Annotated in this window: 15 protein-coding genes; 13 read left to right on the forward strand and 2 right to left on the reverse strand. The window is 35.4% G+C overall.

Translation table 11 applies throughout. The features are described from left to right. Positions 1 to 2: 2 nt before the first annotated feature. The gene (locus DOK76_RS10105; RefSeq protein WP_206967386.1) at positions 3 to 572 is read left to right on the forward strand and encodes a TetR/AcrR family transcriptional regulator; all 570 of its coding nucleotides are present in this window, start codon (positions 3 to 5) and stop codon (positions 570 to 572) included. A 129-nt stretch (positions 573 to 701) separates the two neighbouring features. Here DOK76_RS10105 and DOK76_RS10110 read toward each other — a convergent pair whose 3' ends face one another. Further along, positions 702 to 1,151 carry a flavodoxin gene (locus DOK76_RS10110; protein WP_206967387.1) on the reverse strand — a complete coding sequence of 150 codons (450 nt, stop codon included), beginning with the start codon at positions 1,149 to 1,151 and terminating at the stop codon, positions 702 to 704. 150 nt (positions 1,152 to 1,301) lie between these two features. On the opposite strand from DOK76_RS10110, the gene map reads away from it, so the two are divergent. Both map and DOK76_RS10120 read left to right on the forward strand, forming a co-directional pair. Beyond that, positions 1,302 to 2,051, forward strand: coding sequence for a type I methionyl aminopeptidase (map, locus tag DOK76_RS10115; RefSeq protein WP_206967390.1), 750 nt, complete (start codon positions 1,302 to 1,304; stop codon positions 2,049 to 2,051). A 15-nt stretch (positions 2,052 to 2,066) separates the two neighbouring features. Next, positions 2,067 to 3,029 carry a YihY/virulence factor BrkB family protein gene (locus tag DOK76_RS10120; protein WP_206967392.1) on the forward strand — a complete coding sequence of 321 codons (963 nt, stop codon included), beginning with the start codon at positions 2,067 to 2,069 and terminating at the stop codon, positions 3,027 to 3,029. A 6-nt stretch (positions 3,030 to 3,035) separates the two neighbouring features. Here DOK76_RS10120 and DOK76_RS10125 read toward each other — a convergent pair whose 3' ends face one another. Further along, a complete protein-coding gene (locus tag DOK76_RS10125; RefSeq protein WP_206967394.1) occupies positions 3,036 to 4,172 on the reverse strand; it encodes a glycosyltransferase family 4 protein in 1,137 nt (378 codons plus the stop codon). A gap of 175 nt (positions 4,173 to 4,347) precedes the next feature. Between DOK76_RS10125 and DOK76_RS10130 the strand changes: the two genes are divergently transcribed. The 10 genes from DOK76_RS10130 (at position 4,348) to DOK76_RS10175 (ending at position 16,832) form a co-directional block, all read left to right on the forward strand. Continuing rightward, on the forward strand, positions 4,348 to 5,496 hold the full coding sequence (locus DOK76_RS10130) for an LCP family protein (RefSeq protein WP_206967396.1): 1,149 nt from the start codon (positions 4,348 to 4,350) through the stop codon (positions 5,494 to 5,496). Positions 5,497 to 5,655: 159 nt separating this feature from the next. Then, positions 5,656 to 6,735, forward strand: coding sequence for an ABC transporter ATP-binding protein (locus DOK76_RS10135; RefSeq protein ID WP_370590128.1), 1,080 nt, complete (start codon positions 5,656 to 5,658; stop codon positions 6,733 to 6,735). After that, the gene (locus DOK76_RS10140) at positions 6,716 to 7,849 is read left to right on the forward strand and encodes a CDP-glycerol glycerophosphotransferase family protein (protein WP_206967398.1); all 1,134 of its coding nucleotides are present in this window, start codon (positions 6,716 to 6,718) and stop codon (positions 7,847 to 7,849) included. Before DOK76_RS10135 ends, DOK76_RS10140 begins: the two co-directional genes overlap by 20 nt. Then, entirely contained in the window at positions 7,846 to 8,589 is a 744-nt protein-coding gene (locus DOK76_RS10145) for a WecB/TagA/CpsF family glycosyltransferase (protein WP_206967401.1), read from the forward strand. The genes DOK76_RS10140 and DOK76_RS10145 overlap by 4 nt, the downstream gene beginning before the upstream one ends. Before the next feature lie 14 nt (positions 8,590 to 8,603). Beyond that, positions 8,604 to 9,422: an ABC transporter permease gene (locus DOK76_RS10150; protein WP_206967403.1), complete on the forward strand. Its 819-nt coding sequence runs from the start codon at positions 8,604 to 8,606 to the stop codon at positions 9,420 to 9,422. Positions 9,423 to 9,436: 14 nt separating this feature from the next. Next, the gene (locus DOK76_RS10155) at positions 9,437 to 10,612 is read left to right on the forward strand and encodes a CDP-glycerol glycerophosphotransferase family protein (protein WP_206967405.1); all 1,176 of its coding nucleotides are present in this window, start codon (positions 9,437 to 9,439) and stop codon (positions 10,610 to 10,612) included. A 3-nt stretch (positions 10,613 to 10,615) separates the two neighbouring features. After that, complete coding sequence (locus DOK76_RS10160) at positions 10,616 to 14,170, forward strand: CDP-glycerol glycerophosphotransferase family protein (RefSeq protein WP_206967407.1); 3,555 nt, start codon at positions 10,616 to 10,618, stop codon at positions 14,168 to 14,170. A 211-nt stretch (positions 14,171 to 14,381) separates the two neighbouring features. Then, a complete protein-coding gene (locus tag DOK76_RS10165; RefSeq protein ID WP_206967409.1) occupies positions 14,382 to 15,329 on the forward strand; it encodes a YveK family protein in 948 nt (315 codons plus the stop codon). Between the two features lie 13 nt (positions 15,330 to 15,342). Next, entirely contained in the window at positions 15,343 to 16,044 is a 702-nt protein-coding gene (locus DOK76_RS10170; protein ID WP_206967411.1) for a CpsD/CapB family tyrosine-protein kinase, read from the forward strand. A 20-nt stretch (positions 16,045 to 16,064) separates the two neighbouring features. Beyond that, positions 16,065 to 16,832, forward strand: a complete 768-nt coding sequence (locus DOK76_RS10175; RefSeq protein ID WP_206967413.1) for a tyrosine-protein phosphatase — start codon at positions 16,065 to 16,067, stop codon at positions 16,830 to 16,832. Positions 16,833 to 16,935: the final 103 nt, after the last annotated feature.

The raw sequence follows: 16,935 nt of genomic DNA on the forward strand, positions 1-16,935 counted from the left end.
ACATGGCTAGACGTAAAACAATTACAAGAGAACATATTTTAAATGCGGCACACGAAGTAGTTTCCACTGAAGGTTTTTCTGGTTTTACAGCAAGAAACATTGCTAGTAAAATGAAAAGCTCTACACAACCAATCTATTTAGAATTTAAAAACATGGATGAATTAAGAGAAGCTTTTTTTGAGGAAGTAGAAACATACCTTAGAGATGATATTTTTAGCAAAAGCATTTCTGGAGATCCAATCATTGATTTAACTTTAAACTACGTAGATTTTGCGAAAAAAGAAAAAATGCTTTTTCGTGCTCTTTTTGTGGAAGATCATGCAGATGGAAAATTACTTAATGAGTTTGGATTCCAAATGTTCTTAGCAAAAGCTAAAGGTATCGAAGAATACGAAGGTATGAGTGATGAAGCGATTCACACAGCATTTTTAGCTAACTGGATCACAGCAACAGGACTTGCTTCTTTAGCAACTAGTGAACGTATGAATGCAACAAATGAAGAAATGATTCAAATTGTTAAATTGGTTAACAAATCTCTAAAAAGAAATCCGGACTTTACTATTACAATGTAAGAAGCTATATAATTAAACAAAATGTTCGATTAATGCATCTTATATAATAAGAAGTCTAGATCAAAATTAGTAGACGTGCCAAGTTAATGAAAATAAAAAAAGCCTTACATAGTAGGCTTTTTTATTTGTTTAAGCTTCATTAAAAGTAGTAATTAAACTTTTGGTAAAAGCTTCTAAGGCGACAATGTCATCTTCTTCAGCAGCTAGTTCGATTTTTACCGATTCGGCTCCTTTGGTTGCGCCAACAGAAGCAAAAGCTTTATCAAATTGATCAACTACTTGGCAGAAATAAGTATAAAATGAATCGCCACTACCAACAACACCGTATATTTTTCCAGATAAATCAAGTTCTAATAATTCTTCATGAAAATCAATGATTTCATCTGGTAGTTCAAAATCATCATAAGTATAAGAAGCAATAATACAAATATCGGCTTCTAAAAAGTCAGCAGCATCTACTTGTGTACACTCATTGACTTCAACTTCAATGCCCTGGTCTTCTAAACTTTCAGCAACAATATCAGCAATTTCTTCTGTGTTACCAGTTAGACTAGCGTAGACAATTTTAGCAACAGTCATAAACAAGACTCCCTTCATCAGTCAATAGACTAACAAAATTATATCAAACTCATTGGATTTTTCAATGAAATTAGTTTGTGATAATTTGTTGTAACCTAAGCATTGTGCTAAAATAGGATTGCTATTTAAGAGAAAGTGGGGAATAACTAAATGATTACATTAAAATCACCAAGAGAAATAGAAATGATGGCTGATTCAGGAGCGATTTTAGCAAGTGTTCATGTGGCTTTACGCGACTTTATCAAACCAGGTATTACCAGCTGGGATATTGAAGAATTCGTTCATGACTTTATCAAGAAACATGATGCAATTGCCGCTCAAATTGGTTTTGAAGGATATAAATACGCAACGTGTTGTAGTATTAATGACGAAATCTGTCATGGCTTCCCAAGAAAAGAAGTCTTAAAAGATGGGGATTTAATCAAAGTTGATATGTGTGTGGAATACAAAGGGGCTATGTCTGACTCATGTTGGTCATATGTAGTAGGTCAATCAACACCAGAAATCGACCGCTTAATGGAAGTGACTAAAAAAGCATTGTATTTAGGCATCGAGCAAGCTCAAGTAGGTAACCGTATTGGTGACATTGGTCATGCTATTCAAACTTATGTGGAAGGTGAAAACTTAGCAGTCGTTAGAGATTTCATCGGTCATGGTATTGGACCAACAATTCATGAAGCACCACAAGTGCCTCACTACGGAGAAAAAGGTAAAGGTCTTCGCTTAAAAGAAGGTATGGTTATTACGATTGAACCAATGGTAAACACTGGTACATGGCAAATGAAGATGGACAACAATGGTTGGACAGCTCGCACAAAAGATGGGGGACTATCTTGTCAATACGAGCATACTTTAGCTATTACTAAAGAAGGTCCAAAAATTCTAACGTTACAAGATTAATCAAGGAGTAAGCACATGCAAGAAGAGCAAGCAGAAAAAAGACCTGGTTGGAAAGAGTCTTTTAAAATATTTATAGAAACATTTCAACAGGCAGAAGTTAGTATTTATGCAATCGTGATTACGTATTATTTACTTCTTTCTTTTTTCCCCTTGCTCATTGCATTGGGAAACGTACTACCTTTTTTAAATATCAATATTGAGACCGTATTGCCATATATTCAAGAGCTTCTCCCAGCAAAAATTTATGAGACGCTTAAGGATACGATTGGTAGTTTACTCGTAACAGGAAGTGGTGGGTTACTTTCTGTATCTGCCATTGGTACTTTTTGGGCAGTAAGTAAAGGTATTAACGGTATTCGAATGAGCTTAGACAAAGCATATGGCGTAGAGAAAGACAGACTTCAATTTTTACGTCGTCTCTTTTCATTCTTAATGGTCTTTCTACTTATCATTAGTATTTTCTTTCTACTATTAATTATGGGGTTTGGTCAAACCATTCTGGAGTATGTGTTACCAGTACTAGGTTTACCTGATGAAATTTTAACAACGTTTAACACGTTGCGATGGCCCTTAACCTCTTCTGTTCTTTTCGTTATTATGATTATGTTGTATTATTTTGTCCCAAGTGCCAAGGTTCATTTTAGAACTATCATTCCTGGGTCGATTTTTACAACCATTGGCTGGATGGCAGTTACACAATTTTATAGTATTTATATTAATTATTTTTCAAAACGAATTAATAGCTATGGTGTGATTGGAAGTTTTATCTTCTTTATTCTTTGGCTTAATATAGCCTCTACTTTAATTATCATTGGTGGACTAATCAATGTGACCATAGAGAAGATTGTTTATGGAGACATTTGTGCGAAGAAGAGTGTGTTAGGTAATTATATTGAAGACAAAGTCACGAGTAGAAAAGAAAAAATTGAAGAAATAGAAATGACAACTGAAAATAAAGAAAAGAAAAAGCAAGACTAGTTTAGACTAATCTTGCTTTTTCTTTTCTCTTCTTTTTTCTAATATGCTATCACGGTAAGCTTTATTACCGATAAATTTTAAGGAATTTAATAAAGGTTGTTTATCTACTCCTGTTAGGCCAATCAATTCAATGAACATTTGCAAGCCAAGTAAGCAAGCGATAGTCAAAAGAATTGTAGCTAACGTATTAGCAAACATATAAAGTAGTGCAATCATTGAAAAAATAAGGGCTAGTGAGTAAATGGTTAGAACGGCACCTCTATGAGTAAAACCAAGAGAGAGTAACCTATGATGCAGATGCATTTTATCTGCTGATGAGATAGGTCGTTTGTTTAATTTTCTACGAATCATCGCAAATAAGGTATCTGTAATAGGGACACCTAAGATGATTAGTGGTGTAATCAATGTAATTAATGTTGCATTTTTTAGTCCCTGTACTGATAAAACAGAGATTAGAAAGCCGAGTAACAATGCCCCAGTATCACCCAGAAATATTTTAGCTGGATAAAAGTTGAAGGGAAAGAATCCTAGAACGCTCATTAATAAAACAAAAATAGTTAATGGGACTTGTAGTTTAACAGCTCCAGTTGCAGAAGCTACATAGCCAATAATGCCAATCGTTGCTAAGGCAATGATTGAAATACCAGAAGCTAAACCATCAAGACCATCTACTAAATTTATCGCATTTGTCAAACCAACAATCCAAAGAATAGTAAAAGGATAAGCTAACCATTCTAAGGAGATTGCTCCGATATAAGGTAAAGTAATTGTGCTAACTGTTACATCAAACACAAAACAAACATAAAGGGCAGCTATTAGAACGCCGATTAACTTTTGTTTAGGTGTTAGCTCAAAGATATCATCTATTAACCCAGTGATAACCACAATACCTGATGAAACGACTAAGTGTAAGGCATAGTCAAAAGGAATCAAATCTGGGAAAAAGAAAAGAGCTGAGATGGAAAAGGCAATATAAATAGCTAGACCTCCTGCTGTTGGCATAGCTGTTTTATTGACTCTTCTTGAGTTAGGAATATCTACTGCTCCGACTTTACAGGCGAATTTTTTAATTAATGGTGTTAATAAAAATGCTAGGATCATTGTTAAAAATAAGCGTAGAGAAATTTTTAAAATGAAATCCATATATTTTACCTACTTTCAATAGTCATTGAACATTATACACGAGTTTTTTATCGCAAACAATCTCAAACTTATTAAGGATTTCTTTAATCCATACAAATTTTCAGAAATTAACTATTTTTGAAAGATTGCCTATGTTATAATTACAAAGATAATTGAAAACGTAGGAGTTTTGACATTGACGAAAAGCAAAAAAAATCATCGAGATAAAAACACAGAGACGCTAAATACAGATTACCAAACAGAATATGAACCACGTAGTAGAAGAAGAGAACCTCAAAAGAAGAAATCAATCTTAGGTGTTATTGGAAAAAGTTTGATTATCATTCTATTAGTAGCAGTCCTTTCAGGGATTGTTTATTTTGTTAAAGGACTAATGGATACAAACAACTTTCTTAATAACTCATATGAGCCTAGAAAATCAAGTAGTGTTGAAAATGACAAAATTGATGTCCAAAAAGATCCTATATCTGTTTTGATATTAGGACTTGATGACAATAGTGAGAGAGACTTAGGGAGTGCAAGGACTGACTCTATGCTACTCTTAACCATTAATCCCACTACAGAAAAAGTGGATATGGTAAGTATTCCACGAGATACTTACACAGACATTGTGTCACCTTCATTTACTGGAAAAGATAAAATCAACTCAGCCTATTCGTATGGTGGGATTGATGCCACGATTGACTCAGTTGAAAAACTATTAAACGTTCCGATTAATTACTATGCTACAGCAGATTTTAAAGCTTTTGAAGATATAGTAGATGCTTTAGGTGGCGTTGAGATTGATGTACCATTTACTTTAACAGAGCAAAATGCCAAAGGTGAAAAAGTAGTCGACTTAAAAGAAGGAAAACAAGTTCTTAGCGGGGAAGAAGCATTAGCTTTTTCAAGAACACGATACATTGATAATGATATTGAACGTGGAAAACGTCAACAACAAGTATTAGAAGCTATTGCTGTAAAAGCAATGGACATTGGAACAATTGCTAAGTACAAAAATATTTTAGAAGCATTAGACGGACATATCAAAACAGATATGCCATCTAATAAAATTTTATCAGTGGCACAATCAGGCCTTACTAAAAACTATAAGTTTGAATCATATGCCTTCTCTTGGATGAGTTATGATTACGCTCCATATGGTGAAGCAGTTAGTATGGTTGGCTTACACCAAGATAGTATCGATTTTATATCTCATAGATTACGAGTATCTCTTGGACTAGATGAAAAAGATGAGAGAGATGCAGCAGACTATCAGTTTGAAACAAATGGTGTCGTTGCCCCTCAAACCTTCCCTGATGATGGAATGGCAATGGTAAATTAAAATAAAGAAGAAGGGAGAAGGCAAGGAACGTTGTTTTTCTCCCTTTTTTAATTTTTAAGAAGTAAAAAATGATTAAAAAATTAAGAGAATTTTGAAAAATATTGGTTTTTAGTGTAAAATCGCTATGAGGTTTCAATGAACGAAAGATAAGGTGAGACAATTTTGAAACAAGAAGAGAATGTAAAAGTTCAGTTAACAATGATTACAAAAGAATACGACTTATATAAGAAAAAATCTGACAAAATCAAAGCACTATTCAAGTTTTCAGAAAAAAGCATACCACATTTTTGGGGACTAAAAGGAATTGATTTATCTGTTTATGCAGGTGAAGCAGTTGGTTTGATTGGGATTAATGGTTCTGGTAAATCAACATTATCTAATATTTTAGCAGGTATTATACCTCAAACAACAGGGCAAATGATGATTGACGGTGAAACATCAATTATTGCTATTGGAGCAGGATTAAAACCTCAATTAACAGGGACGGAAAATATTCGTTTAAAATGTTTAATGAGTGGTTTTACGAATGAGCAAATCGACGACATGATGGAAGACATTAAAGCATTTGCCGATTTAGGTGATTTTATTTCTCAACCTGTCAAAAACTATTCGAGTGGTATGAGATCTCGACTAGGTTTTGCAATTGCTGTCCATCAAAATCCAGATGTTTTGATTATTGATGAGGCTCTTTCTGTTGGAGATGATACCTTTTACCAAAAGTGTGTGGAACGAATTTTAAGCTTTAAAGAACAAGGGAAAACAATTTTCTTTGTGTCTCACTCACTTCCACAAATTGAAAAGCTGTGTGATAAAGTGGCTTGGATTCATTACGGAGAGCTTAGAGAGTATGGACCAACAGAAGAAGTTGTAAAAAATTACCGTGCTTTTATTAATTGGTTCAAAAAACAAAGTGCTGCTGACAAAAAAGCCTATCAAGATAAATACAAAGAATCTCAAAAAAACTTTTCAGAAGAAAGTTTGAAAGAGGTCGCCCTTGAAAGAGGTCATGATGTGTCAACTCTTAAAGGTCCTGCTATTGGGAAGATGTCCCTACTGACTAAAGCAATGCTAGTAGTTATGCTAGCAGGTTTAATGGTTTTAGGTTATCTTCATTTAAGTGGACGAGCATTTACTTCAATAGTATCCACTGGCTCAGTTGATACTATCGTCAGAACAGACATCAACAATCAGACAAAACAAGTACCGTGGTCTTTAACCGATGAAGCATCTATTAATTAATATAGCCAAAAATTTATACGCAACATATACTCGCTTTATCTCTAAGAAATCTAATGGCAAGTTAGAAAAAAAACAAGTGGTATATCTACTAAGTTTTCCTAATAATGACCATGGTCTGATTAAAGAGTTAGCTAAAGACTATTCTTTAGTAGTGTGTTACACCAAAGGAGCTCAAAGAGAAGGTGAGGCTTTGGCACAAGAAGGCATGCAGGTTGTTTCTATTAATTCTTTTTTAGGATTAACCAAAACTATCCAAGCTATTGGCAAAAGTCCATTAGTGATTGCGGATAATTACTTTCCTTTCTTAGGTGATATTAAGAAACAAGACAAGCAAACCATTATCCAACTATGGCACGCCACGGGAGCGATTAAACAATTTGGCTTAGAAGACAAGTCTATTGTCACTCGCAGTCAGTCTGATAAAGAAAGATTTAAACGTGTCTATAGGTCTTTTGATTACTATGTCGTAGGATCAAAAGCCATGGGTGAGGTCTTTCAAAAGAGTTATGGGGCTAAAAATAAGCAACTACTTTATCTAGGCTTTCCTAGAACAGATTACTTAAAACAACAAACAACGTCTACAAGTCAAACAATGAGTCGTGTTCTTTATTTACCGACTTATCGTCAAGACAATATGCCAATGCTTGTAGATGATTTACTTGCGTTACGTGAGAAGTTACCTAAAGAGACAAGCTTACACATAAAAGCTCATCCAACGATGGCTATAGAAAATGCTGAGAAGCTGACGAATGTCGAAGGTATTCAGTTAGTGGATGAAAAAGCGTCATCTGATGAGCTACTATTACAAGCAGATTGCTTAATCACAGATTATTCTTCTGTAGCCTTTGATTATGCGTTGATTAATCCAGTAGGAAAATTGATTTTTTATTGGTTTGATGAAGCAGAGTACAATCAAACAACAGGGATTCAACCTATATTTAAACAAACACTACCAACTGAGGTTTGTCACACATTAGATGAGGTTATGACTCAGTTAGATGATAGGAAACAAGATTTGCATGCCTTTAATGAGGTGTGGAACACCTACAATGACGGATTTGCCACTCAGCGTTTATTAGAGTGGATCAAAGAGAAAATGGATGGAGAAAAATGAGTAAGTATAAAGTTGAACGAATTTTAAACATTCCAGTTGACGTCATGACCATGGAAGATGTCAAACAAGATTTAGTATCAAATGAAGCAGTAGGAGACAAACTAACTCTTACAAGTGTGAATCCTCAAATCGTTTTGATGGCAGAGGAAAATGACACAGTCAAAACCTTTATCGAAAACTCGACACATCGCATTGCTGATGGAATCGGCTTAGTAAAAGTATCTGGTTGGACAAAAGGGGACATCAAAGAACGAGTAACTGGTTTTGATTTGATGCAGGAAGTGTTGAGCTATGCCGATGAACATCACAAAAATGTCTTCTTATATGGTTCTAAACCTGAAGTAGTTGCTCAAGCAGCTAAAAACATTGAAACAGATTACCCAGAGCTTAATCTAGTTGGTTGGATTGATGGCTACACGAAATTAAGTGACAAAGAAATCGTTCAGCGAATGAATGAAAAAGAAGCAGACATTGTTTTTGTGGCACTAGGTAGCCCAAGACAAGAAGAGTGGTTAAGTCGCAACATGGATCAGCTAACAGCAACAATCTTCCAAACGATTGGAGGTTGCTTAGACGTGTTGAGTGGTGCAACCAAAAGAGCACCAGATATATTTATTAAATTAAATTTAGAGTGGCTATATCGCTCGGTAAGTAACCCAAAACGATTGTATCGAATTTTCCAATTACCAGTCTTTGTGGCAAAATCACTTAGCTGGCACAGGAAAAATGGGAAACATTAAGGAGAGTTTTAAACGTGAATGATGTAAAAATGATCATATCAGAGCAATTTAACAACTTTGGTATCATTCGAAGAATTTCTAAATACGAAGAAAAAGCAACGTACCAAAGTCACTACTTAGGACTTATATGGCAATTTTTAAATCCAGCCATTCAAATAGGGATTTATTACTTAGTATTCGGTATTGGTGTCAATCAAGGGAAAAAAGTAGACGGTGTCCCATTTATCATTTGGATGTTGATTGGTATTATTACTTGGTTCTTTGTCAATAGCTCGATATTAGGTGGTTCTAATAGTATCTACAAACAAATCGGCATGGTGTCGAAGATGAAATTCCCAGTGAGTATCTTACCAATGGTTAATATCACCAGTAACTTTGTTAGTTACAGAGCCATGATGCTCCTTTTATTAGCTTCTATGTTTGGATTTGGGATTTTCCCAACTATCTACTGGTTGCAATATTTCTATTATTTCTTCTGTATGATTGTCTTCTTATTTGCTTTTGGTGTGTTAAACTCAACCATCACTATCTTAGTCAGAGATTATCATATTATGTTGCAATCAATTTTAAGATTGCTCTTTTACCTATCAGGTCCGATTTGGAACTTTGAAAAAATGTTCCCTGGCAACAAACATCAATGGGTTGTGAGATTATTAGAGCTTAACCCTATTTACTATATTATTGATGGTTTTAGAGATTCATTCCTTTCAAAAGAATGGTTCTGGGAAAAAGGAACACAAACTCTCTTTTTCTGGTTAGTAACAGGAACTATTTTGATTGTAGGGTCTCATATCCACATGAAATTTAGAACAAGATTCGTTGACTTTATTTAATAAGGAGCAGTTAAATGAAAGCCTTAGTAGAAAAGACCATCTCCTTGTTGTTTAAGGCGATTGGCCAGTTTAATAAACAAAACTTAATTTATCTTGAAAGCTTTCATGGGACTCAGTATAGCGATAATCCAAAAGCCATCTACGAATGGCTAAAAAAAGAATACCCTGAATACACTCTCGTCTGGGGAGTGACTAAGGGAAGTGAGAAACCTTTTCGTGAAGAAAAGGTTTCTTATGTATTACGCTTTTCTTTCAAATGGTTTTTAACCATGCCAAGAGCACGTTTTTGGATTACCAATACGAGACAACCCTTGTGGCTACACAAAAGCAAGAAAACAACTTACTTACAAACATGGCACGGAACGCCCTTAAAAAAATTAGGACGAGATATTGAAGAAGTCAATATTCCAGGATACACCAAAGAGAGTTACGGTGAGTCTTTTTCAAAAGAATCCGCTCGTTGGGATTATTTAGTCTCACCAAGCCAGTATGCTACGGAAATTTTTAGAAGTGCCTTTGGCTATCAGGGACCTGTTTTAGAAACAGGCTACCCAAGAAATGACTGCTTAACACAAATCAGTGGCAATGCTGAAAAAGTAACAACATTAAAGAAAAAATTAGGCTTACCAACAGATAAACAGTTGGTCTTATATGCGCCGACTTGGCGTGAGAAAGAACAACGTGTTAATGGCAAGTATCAATTTAGTACGCCATTTCCTTTTGATGAGGTTGTTGAAAATTTAGGTGAAGAAGCCATTCTTTTAGTTAGAATGCACTACTTAGTGGCTCAAGCCTTTGATTTTGATCGTTATGCTGATAAAGTTATCAATGTCTCAACAGGCTATGATATGGCAGATTTACTGGCAGTTAGTGATTTACTTATTACGGATTATTCTTCATCTATGTTTGATTATGCGATTACAGGGAATCCGATGATTTTTTATATCCCTGATCAAAAAGAGTACGATGAAGAGATGCGTGGCTTTTATTTCCCTATGGAAAATCATTTGCCTGGAGAAATGGCGAGTGACAAAGATAGCTTGATTCAGACACTTATCACTTGGCAAAAAAACAAGGAACTCATTAAGACACCTCAGTATGCCACATTTAAAGAAACCTTTACGACCCTTGAAACAGGACAAGCAGCTAAACAAGTAATACAAGCATTATTACAGAATAGAGAGGATTAACTTATGGGAATTTTGAAAAAAGGAATGCGCTTTGTAGGGCCAGTTGTCCTACCTAAAGTGTCTCAACACCGTAAATTATTAGATACCTATACCCATTATTTTCAAGATGAATCAGTGGTAGAAAATACAGTCCTTTACGAAAGTCGTGATGGCAAGTCCTTAACAGACTCGCCCTTTGCGATTTTTCAGTATTTACTGAAAACTGACAAAGAAGGAACTTATACACACATCTGGACAGTCACCAATGGAGAAGAGCTTGAAAAAGTAAAAGCCATGTATCAAGATGACAGTCGTGTTTTATTTGTCAAACGTAATTCAGATGAGTACTTAAAGTGGCTCACAAAAGCCCAATACTTAATTAATAACTCAACTTTTCAACCCTTTGTGACGATTAAAGATGAGCAAACCTACATCAATACGTGGCACGGGACACCTTTAAAAACTATGGGATTTGATATTCCAGGCAATCCTGCTAATGCTAGGAATGTGGTACGTAACTTCTTTATGGCAGATTATTTAATTAGTCCTAATCAGCACACGACAGAGATGTTTTTAAAGAATTACCGACTAAATGATAACTACACAGGAAAAATTATAGAAACAGGCTATCCTCGGATTGACCAAACCTGGTCAAAAGACCGAGATGGTGTATTGAAGCTGCTCTTTTCATTCGGGGTGACACTTGACTTGAGCAAACCAATTATCCTTTATTCACCTACTTGTAAGATGGGGGATTTAGCGGGTATCTCTGATGAGGTAAAACAAATTCAAGAAGAGATGTCAGTTATAAGAGACCGATTTGGCAAAGAATACAATGTCTTAATTAAAGTTCATCCCTTCTTATATGACAAGGCCAAAACAAATATGGATTTAAAACCCTATTTAATTCCTGATATTGTGGATACTAATCAATTATTAGGAGTCGTAGATTGCTTGATTACAGATTACTCAAGTATCTTCTTTGACTTTTTAGTCACTGATAAGCCGATTCTCTTTTATTGCTGGGATGATGATTTATACTCTCATAAACGAGGTAAGTATTTTGAGTATGATGAGTTACCTGGTCCAGTTGCCTTTAATATAGAGGAATTAAGTCAACACATTGAGCAATTGCCAGAGTTGAGCAAGTCTTACGCAGCTAACTACAAAACCTTTAAAGAACGTTTCACTGCATATGATGATGGGCATGTGACGTCACGAGTAGTTGATATTATTTTTAATCAGAAGTCTTTACCTGATGTGAGAGTGATTGAGCCAAATGAAAGCAAGAAAAGATTGCTTATCTACCCAGGTGGTATGAGAAGTAATGGAATTACGAGTAGTTTCCTTAATCTCGTTCAAAATATCGACTACGACAAATATAGTGTGGTTTGCTTTTTAGATAATATCAGAACATCAGACCAAATAAAAAATGTCCTAGACATACCAGCTAATGTGTCCCTACTATTTCGTTTTGACTACTCAAACTATACAGTAAAAGAGTATTACCAAGATTTAAACGCCCATCTTCATGGGGTTAAAAAGGGCAAAGAGGATAAGTACCCTGAAAAAGCGTATCAACGTGAAATCAGACGTCTACTAGGTAAACAAGCATTTGATGTAGCAGTTGACTTTAGTGGGTATAGCCTTCACTGGAGTAAACTGGTCTTAGCAACTCCAGCAAGTGTTTATAATTGTTACTTGCATAGTGATATGAAGTTGGACCAAGAAAGAAAAGTCAACGGGAAGAAGATTCACAAAATGAATCTTCAAGGTATTTTTAGTGTGTACTCTCGTTATGATTCACTCATTTCAGTATCAGAAGCCATATCAAAAGTTAATCAAGAAAAATTAAGTGACTATGCAGAGGCAGACAAATTTGTTTATGCACCAAACGTTATCAATATTAAGAAAATACTAGAAGAGCCAAGTGAAGCACCTAAAAAAGAAGTGGTTGATACAGAAGTCTTTATTAGAGATGGACGTGTCTTGATGCCTGAAGTGCCTCACATGATTCGCTCATCTAGACCAGATAGTGTCTTAGGTAGCTCTCGTGAGCATTACTTCACCAGTGATCAAGTAGAAGTTCTTGGAAGATTTATTTATGAAGGTCAGAGCTATATCAAGATAAGCCAAGATCATATCTATCTAGGATGGTTATTAGAAGAACACGTAGAAGTTGCACCAACGCGTGTCCTTTCAACGAAAGGGATTAATGCTTTTGGGAAGTTAAATACTAGAGCTGGAGACGCTTTTTACTCTCAGCCGGTAGGGTTAGAATCAAGCGTTGTCCTTTCTGATGCAGGCAATTTGAGAAATATGTACGTGTCTTTTGTTAAAGAAGTAACAACGCAAGGCGGGACTTCATACTTAGTTGAAATCAAAGGCAAAGAGTATGGTTGGTTACCTCAAAGTAAAGTAACGTTCTCTAAAAAGTTAAATGGAGTAAATCACGAATCTCCTAATGCCCTTAAAAAAGGAGCTCGAGTTTTATTAGGTGGTTTGACTGGTTTAAGCTTTTCAAAACAAAAGAAAGAGCTTGGGACACGTCCTTTCAAAAAAGAATCTCTTGAAGCTTATTTTTACAATAAAAAGAACGAATCTCTTAAAGGTTTCAAAGTACCTAATAAGGAAACAGAAAGTATAGATATGGGAATTGTGCCGATGATTTACGTGAAGTCACTTTGTGTGAACTCTCTTGGTCGATGGTATGAAGTCCTAGATACAACTGACAATGTTTTATGGGTAGAGGAATCAAGTTTATCCTTAGGAGCTATGCTTGATGAGGTAGTCGTAACAGATATGCCTATCTATGAAGAAGCCAAAGTGAAGGATCGCTTAGTAACTGTCTATGCCACAATGGAAGATGCTCTATCTAAGAAAGGATCCAGTGTACAAGGACCAAAAGAAGTCACTGTGATTCGACGAGTAAAAACAAGCAAATTAAGAGAGCTTGTTTTAGTTGAGTGGTCTGACAAAGAATTATGGATTTTACAAGAAGAGTTAGAAATGACGCCAAAAGCAGGCATTGTTAATGGTAATGGTGAGTTCTTTTCGTATCCTTCTAAAGAGAACTACAATATTGTTACAACAGGTCGCTTGTCAGAAGAAAAAAATCAAGTCCTTTTAGTAGAAGCCTTTGACTTATTCCGAAAAGAAGAGCCAGCTAGTCATTTGTACATTATTGGAGCAGGTCCTGAAGAAGAAAACATCAAAAAGAAAATAAGCGACTTAGATTTATCTAAACAAGTTACTTTGCTTGGTCAAGTCTATTACCCGTTTCATTTTATGAGACAATGTGACTTGTTTGCTTTGACCTCGATTTATGAAGGACAGTCTATGGTTCTTTTAGAAGCGTTAACGTTAGAAATACCTTGTGTATCAACAGATATACCTGCTTGTCGTGACGTATTAAGCAATGGAGATTACGGTATTTTGACAGAAATTAATGACCAAAACGGATTTTTTAAAGGTATGTTAAATGCGAAAAACGAAGAAAAAGTCTATAAACAATTTAATCCATATGAATATAACACTTATGCTTTAAATAAGTTTTATGAGCATTTGGATAAGAATTAAATTTTATCTTAATTAAATATCTGTAAAATAGATAAAAAAACAAAGATAAGTGTCATTTTATGCAAAAAAGTATTGAATTACACCTAGTTTAGTTCTATTATAAAGAGGAGCGTTTACGTGGCTCCTTTTTTTATGTTTAAACCTTTAAACATATAGTAACTAGGAGATACGAAAAGATAATAATAGAGAAGTCTACAATTTGGAGGAAAAGATGGAAGAAACAGTTAGTTTACAAGAAATTTTTAGTTTATTAAAAAAGAAAGCGACATTAATTTTATCAATGTTTTTCATTGGTATTGGGATTTCTGCAATTATCACTTTATTTTTTATTACTCCGAAGTATAGTGCCACGTCACAATTAATTGCGACATCACAAAATAAAGATAACAACGTGAGTACAGATAACATCAACAGTAACTTAATGATGATTAACACCTACAAAGACTTTATCAAAGGTAAAGTCGTTATGGATACAGCCAGAGAACAACTTGAAAAAGAAATTGGCTTTAAAGGCTCATCAGATGACATTAAAAACATGATTAGTGTAGAACAAACTCAAAGCTCACAAATGTTCTCAATCGTTGTGACATCTGAAGATCCAAAAGAAGCAGCAACAGTCGCAAACGTTGTGGCATCAATCTTCAAACAAGAAGCAGGAGAGTATACAGAAGCAGATAAGGTGTCAATCATCTCAGAAGCAGAGCCTTCTTCAAAACCAGTATCACCAAATAAAAAAGTCAACATGGCTATTGGTGGGGTGCTAGGACTGATTGTTGGTGTGGGATTAGCTTTACTAAGCCAACTCTTCAACCGTACCGTGAAATCACCAGAGTACGTGACTGAAACAGTAGGTATTCCTATTTTAGGACATATTCCATTAATGAGTGATAAAGACTTAAAAGAAATCAGACGTCATCAAGCATCAGCTCTAAAATCAGTTAACTTATCAACAGAATCAATCGATGATACCTTTAACTTAGATGATGGAGTAGATGGATTAGATCAAGACTTATCTCGTATTTCAGAGGGTCGTAACTTAGAAGACACCATTGATTTATCAGAGCTAAAAATCAATCACATTGACTTAGATGACATGGGGTCAGAAAATAATGACTCAGTAAGTGGTATTTCACGACGCTCTAGAACAGAGCTACGCTAAGAGGAGAGTAAGAATGGCAAAATCAACGAACAAAAAAACGAAATTAATGGCTCCAGAAGCCGCAACACTTTTTACAGTAGTGGATCCAATGTCCAATATATCAGAGCAATTTAGAACGATCAGAACGAATATTTTATACTCAAGTTTAGATAGTCAGACACAAAGTATTATCGTGACATCAGCTGGTCCTTCTGAAGGAAAGTCAACCACATCAGCTAACTTAGCTATTGCTTTTGCCCAATCAGGGATGAAGACAATTTTAGTTGATGCCGATCTAAGAAGACCGACTGTTCACCGCAGTTTTGATACAGAAAACAATAAAGGTTTAAGTAGCCTATTAAGCATTAGAAGAATGTCACTAGGTGAAGTGATTCAACCAAGTGACGTGAGAAATCTAGACTTAATTACAAGTAGCCCGATTTCACCGAATCCATCAGAACTACTTGCTTCAAGTCGTATGAGAAAAGTATTACATATCTTAAAACAAGAGTATGATTTTATTATTTTTGATGTACCACCAGTTGGGACAGTAACAGATGCTCAATTAATCGCTTCTCAAGTAGACGGTGCGGTTTTTGTGGTACGTGAAGAACAAACAGAAAAAGCAGGACTTGAGCGTGCAGCCAAGTTGATTGAACAAGTAGACTCGAAGATTTTAGGGACGGTCTACATGGGCGAGTTAACAGAGCAAAATTACGGATATTACCAATCATAAAAAAGAAAGGAAGCTTGCTAATGCTAGTAGATATACATTGTCATATATTACCAGGAGTAGATGATGGGGCACAGACGTTGGAAGCTTCCTTAGAAATGGCTCGAGTAGCCGTTTCGGAAGGAATTACACATATTCTTTGTACACCTCATCATAATAATGGGGTGTATTTAAATCCTAAAAAAGAAGTCATTGTTAAAGTAGCCGACTTACAAGATGAACTTGATAAGGCGGAGATTCCTTTGACCCTTTTTGAAGGGCAGGAAGTCCGTTTATCCCCGGATTTATTACGTCGTATTTCACAAAACGAAATTTTATTTACTGACCTAGAAGATACTTATATCTTGATTGAGTTCCCTTCGATGGAAGTCCCAATGTATGCTCATAGAGCCTTATTTGAACTATGTACCAATGGATACACGCCAATCATCGTACACCCAGAGCGAAACGCTCAGCTAATGAAAAATCCAAATCTCATGATTCCTTTCATTGAAATGGGATGCTTAGCTCAAGTGACTTGTGGGAGCTATATAGGACAGTTTGGTAAAGAGATTCAAAAGGTTGCTAAGATAATGATCGAGCACAACCTAGTCCATATGTTGGCATCAGATGCTCATAATACGAAGGGGCGTAATTTTCACACACAAGCAGCCTATGACAAGCTAGAAAAAGAGTTTGGGATAGAAAAGTGTGAAAGCTATCAACAAACGGTGAAAGATGTTGTCAATGGAGACAAGACCATCAAGCCGCCGCCAAGTGAGTATAAAAAGAAATTTAGCTTTTTTGGCTAAAAAAGGTTTGTTAAAAGTGGAAGGAAAAGTATTTAAATTGTTTGTTAGGTGGGAAAATTATGAGTAGGAAAGCAAAAGTCGCGAGAGAGTGTAATATAAACCG

Origin of the sequence: Candidatus Vagococcus giribetii (assembly GCF_017316185.1) — a bacterium.
Lineage (GTDB): Bacteria > Bacillota > Bacilli > Lactobacillales > Vagococcaceae > Vagococcus > Vagococcus giribetii.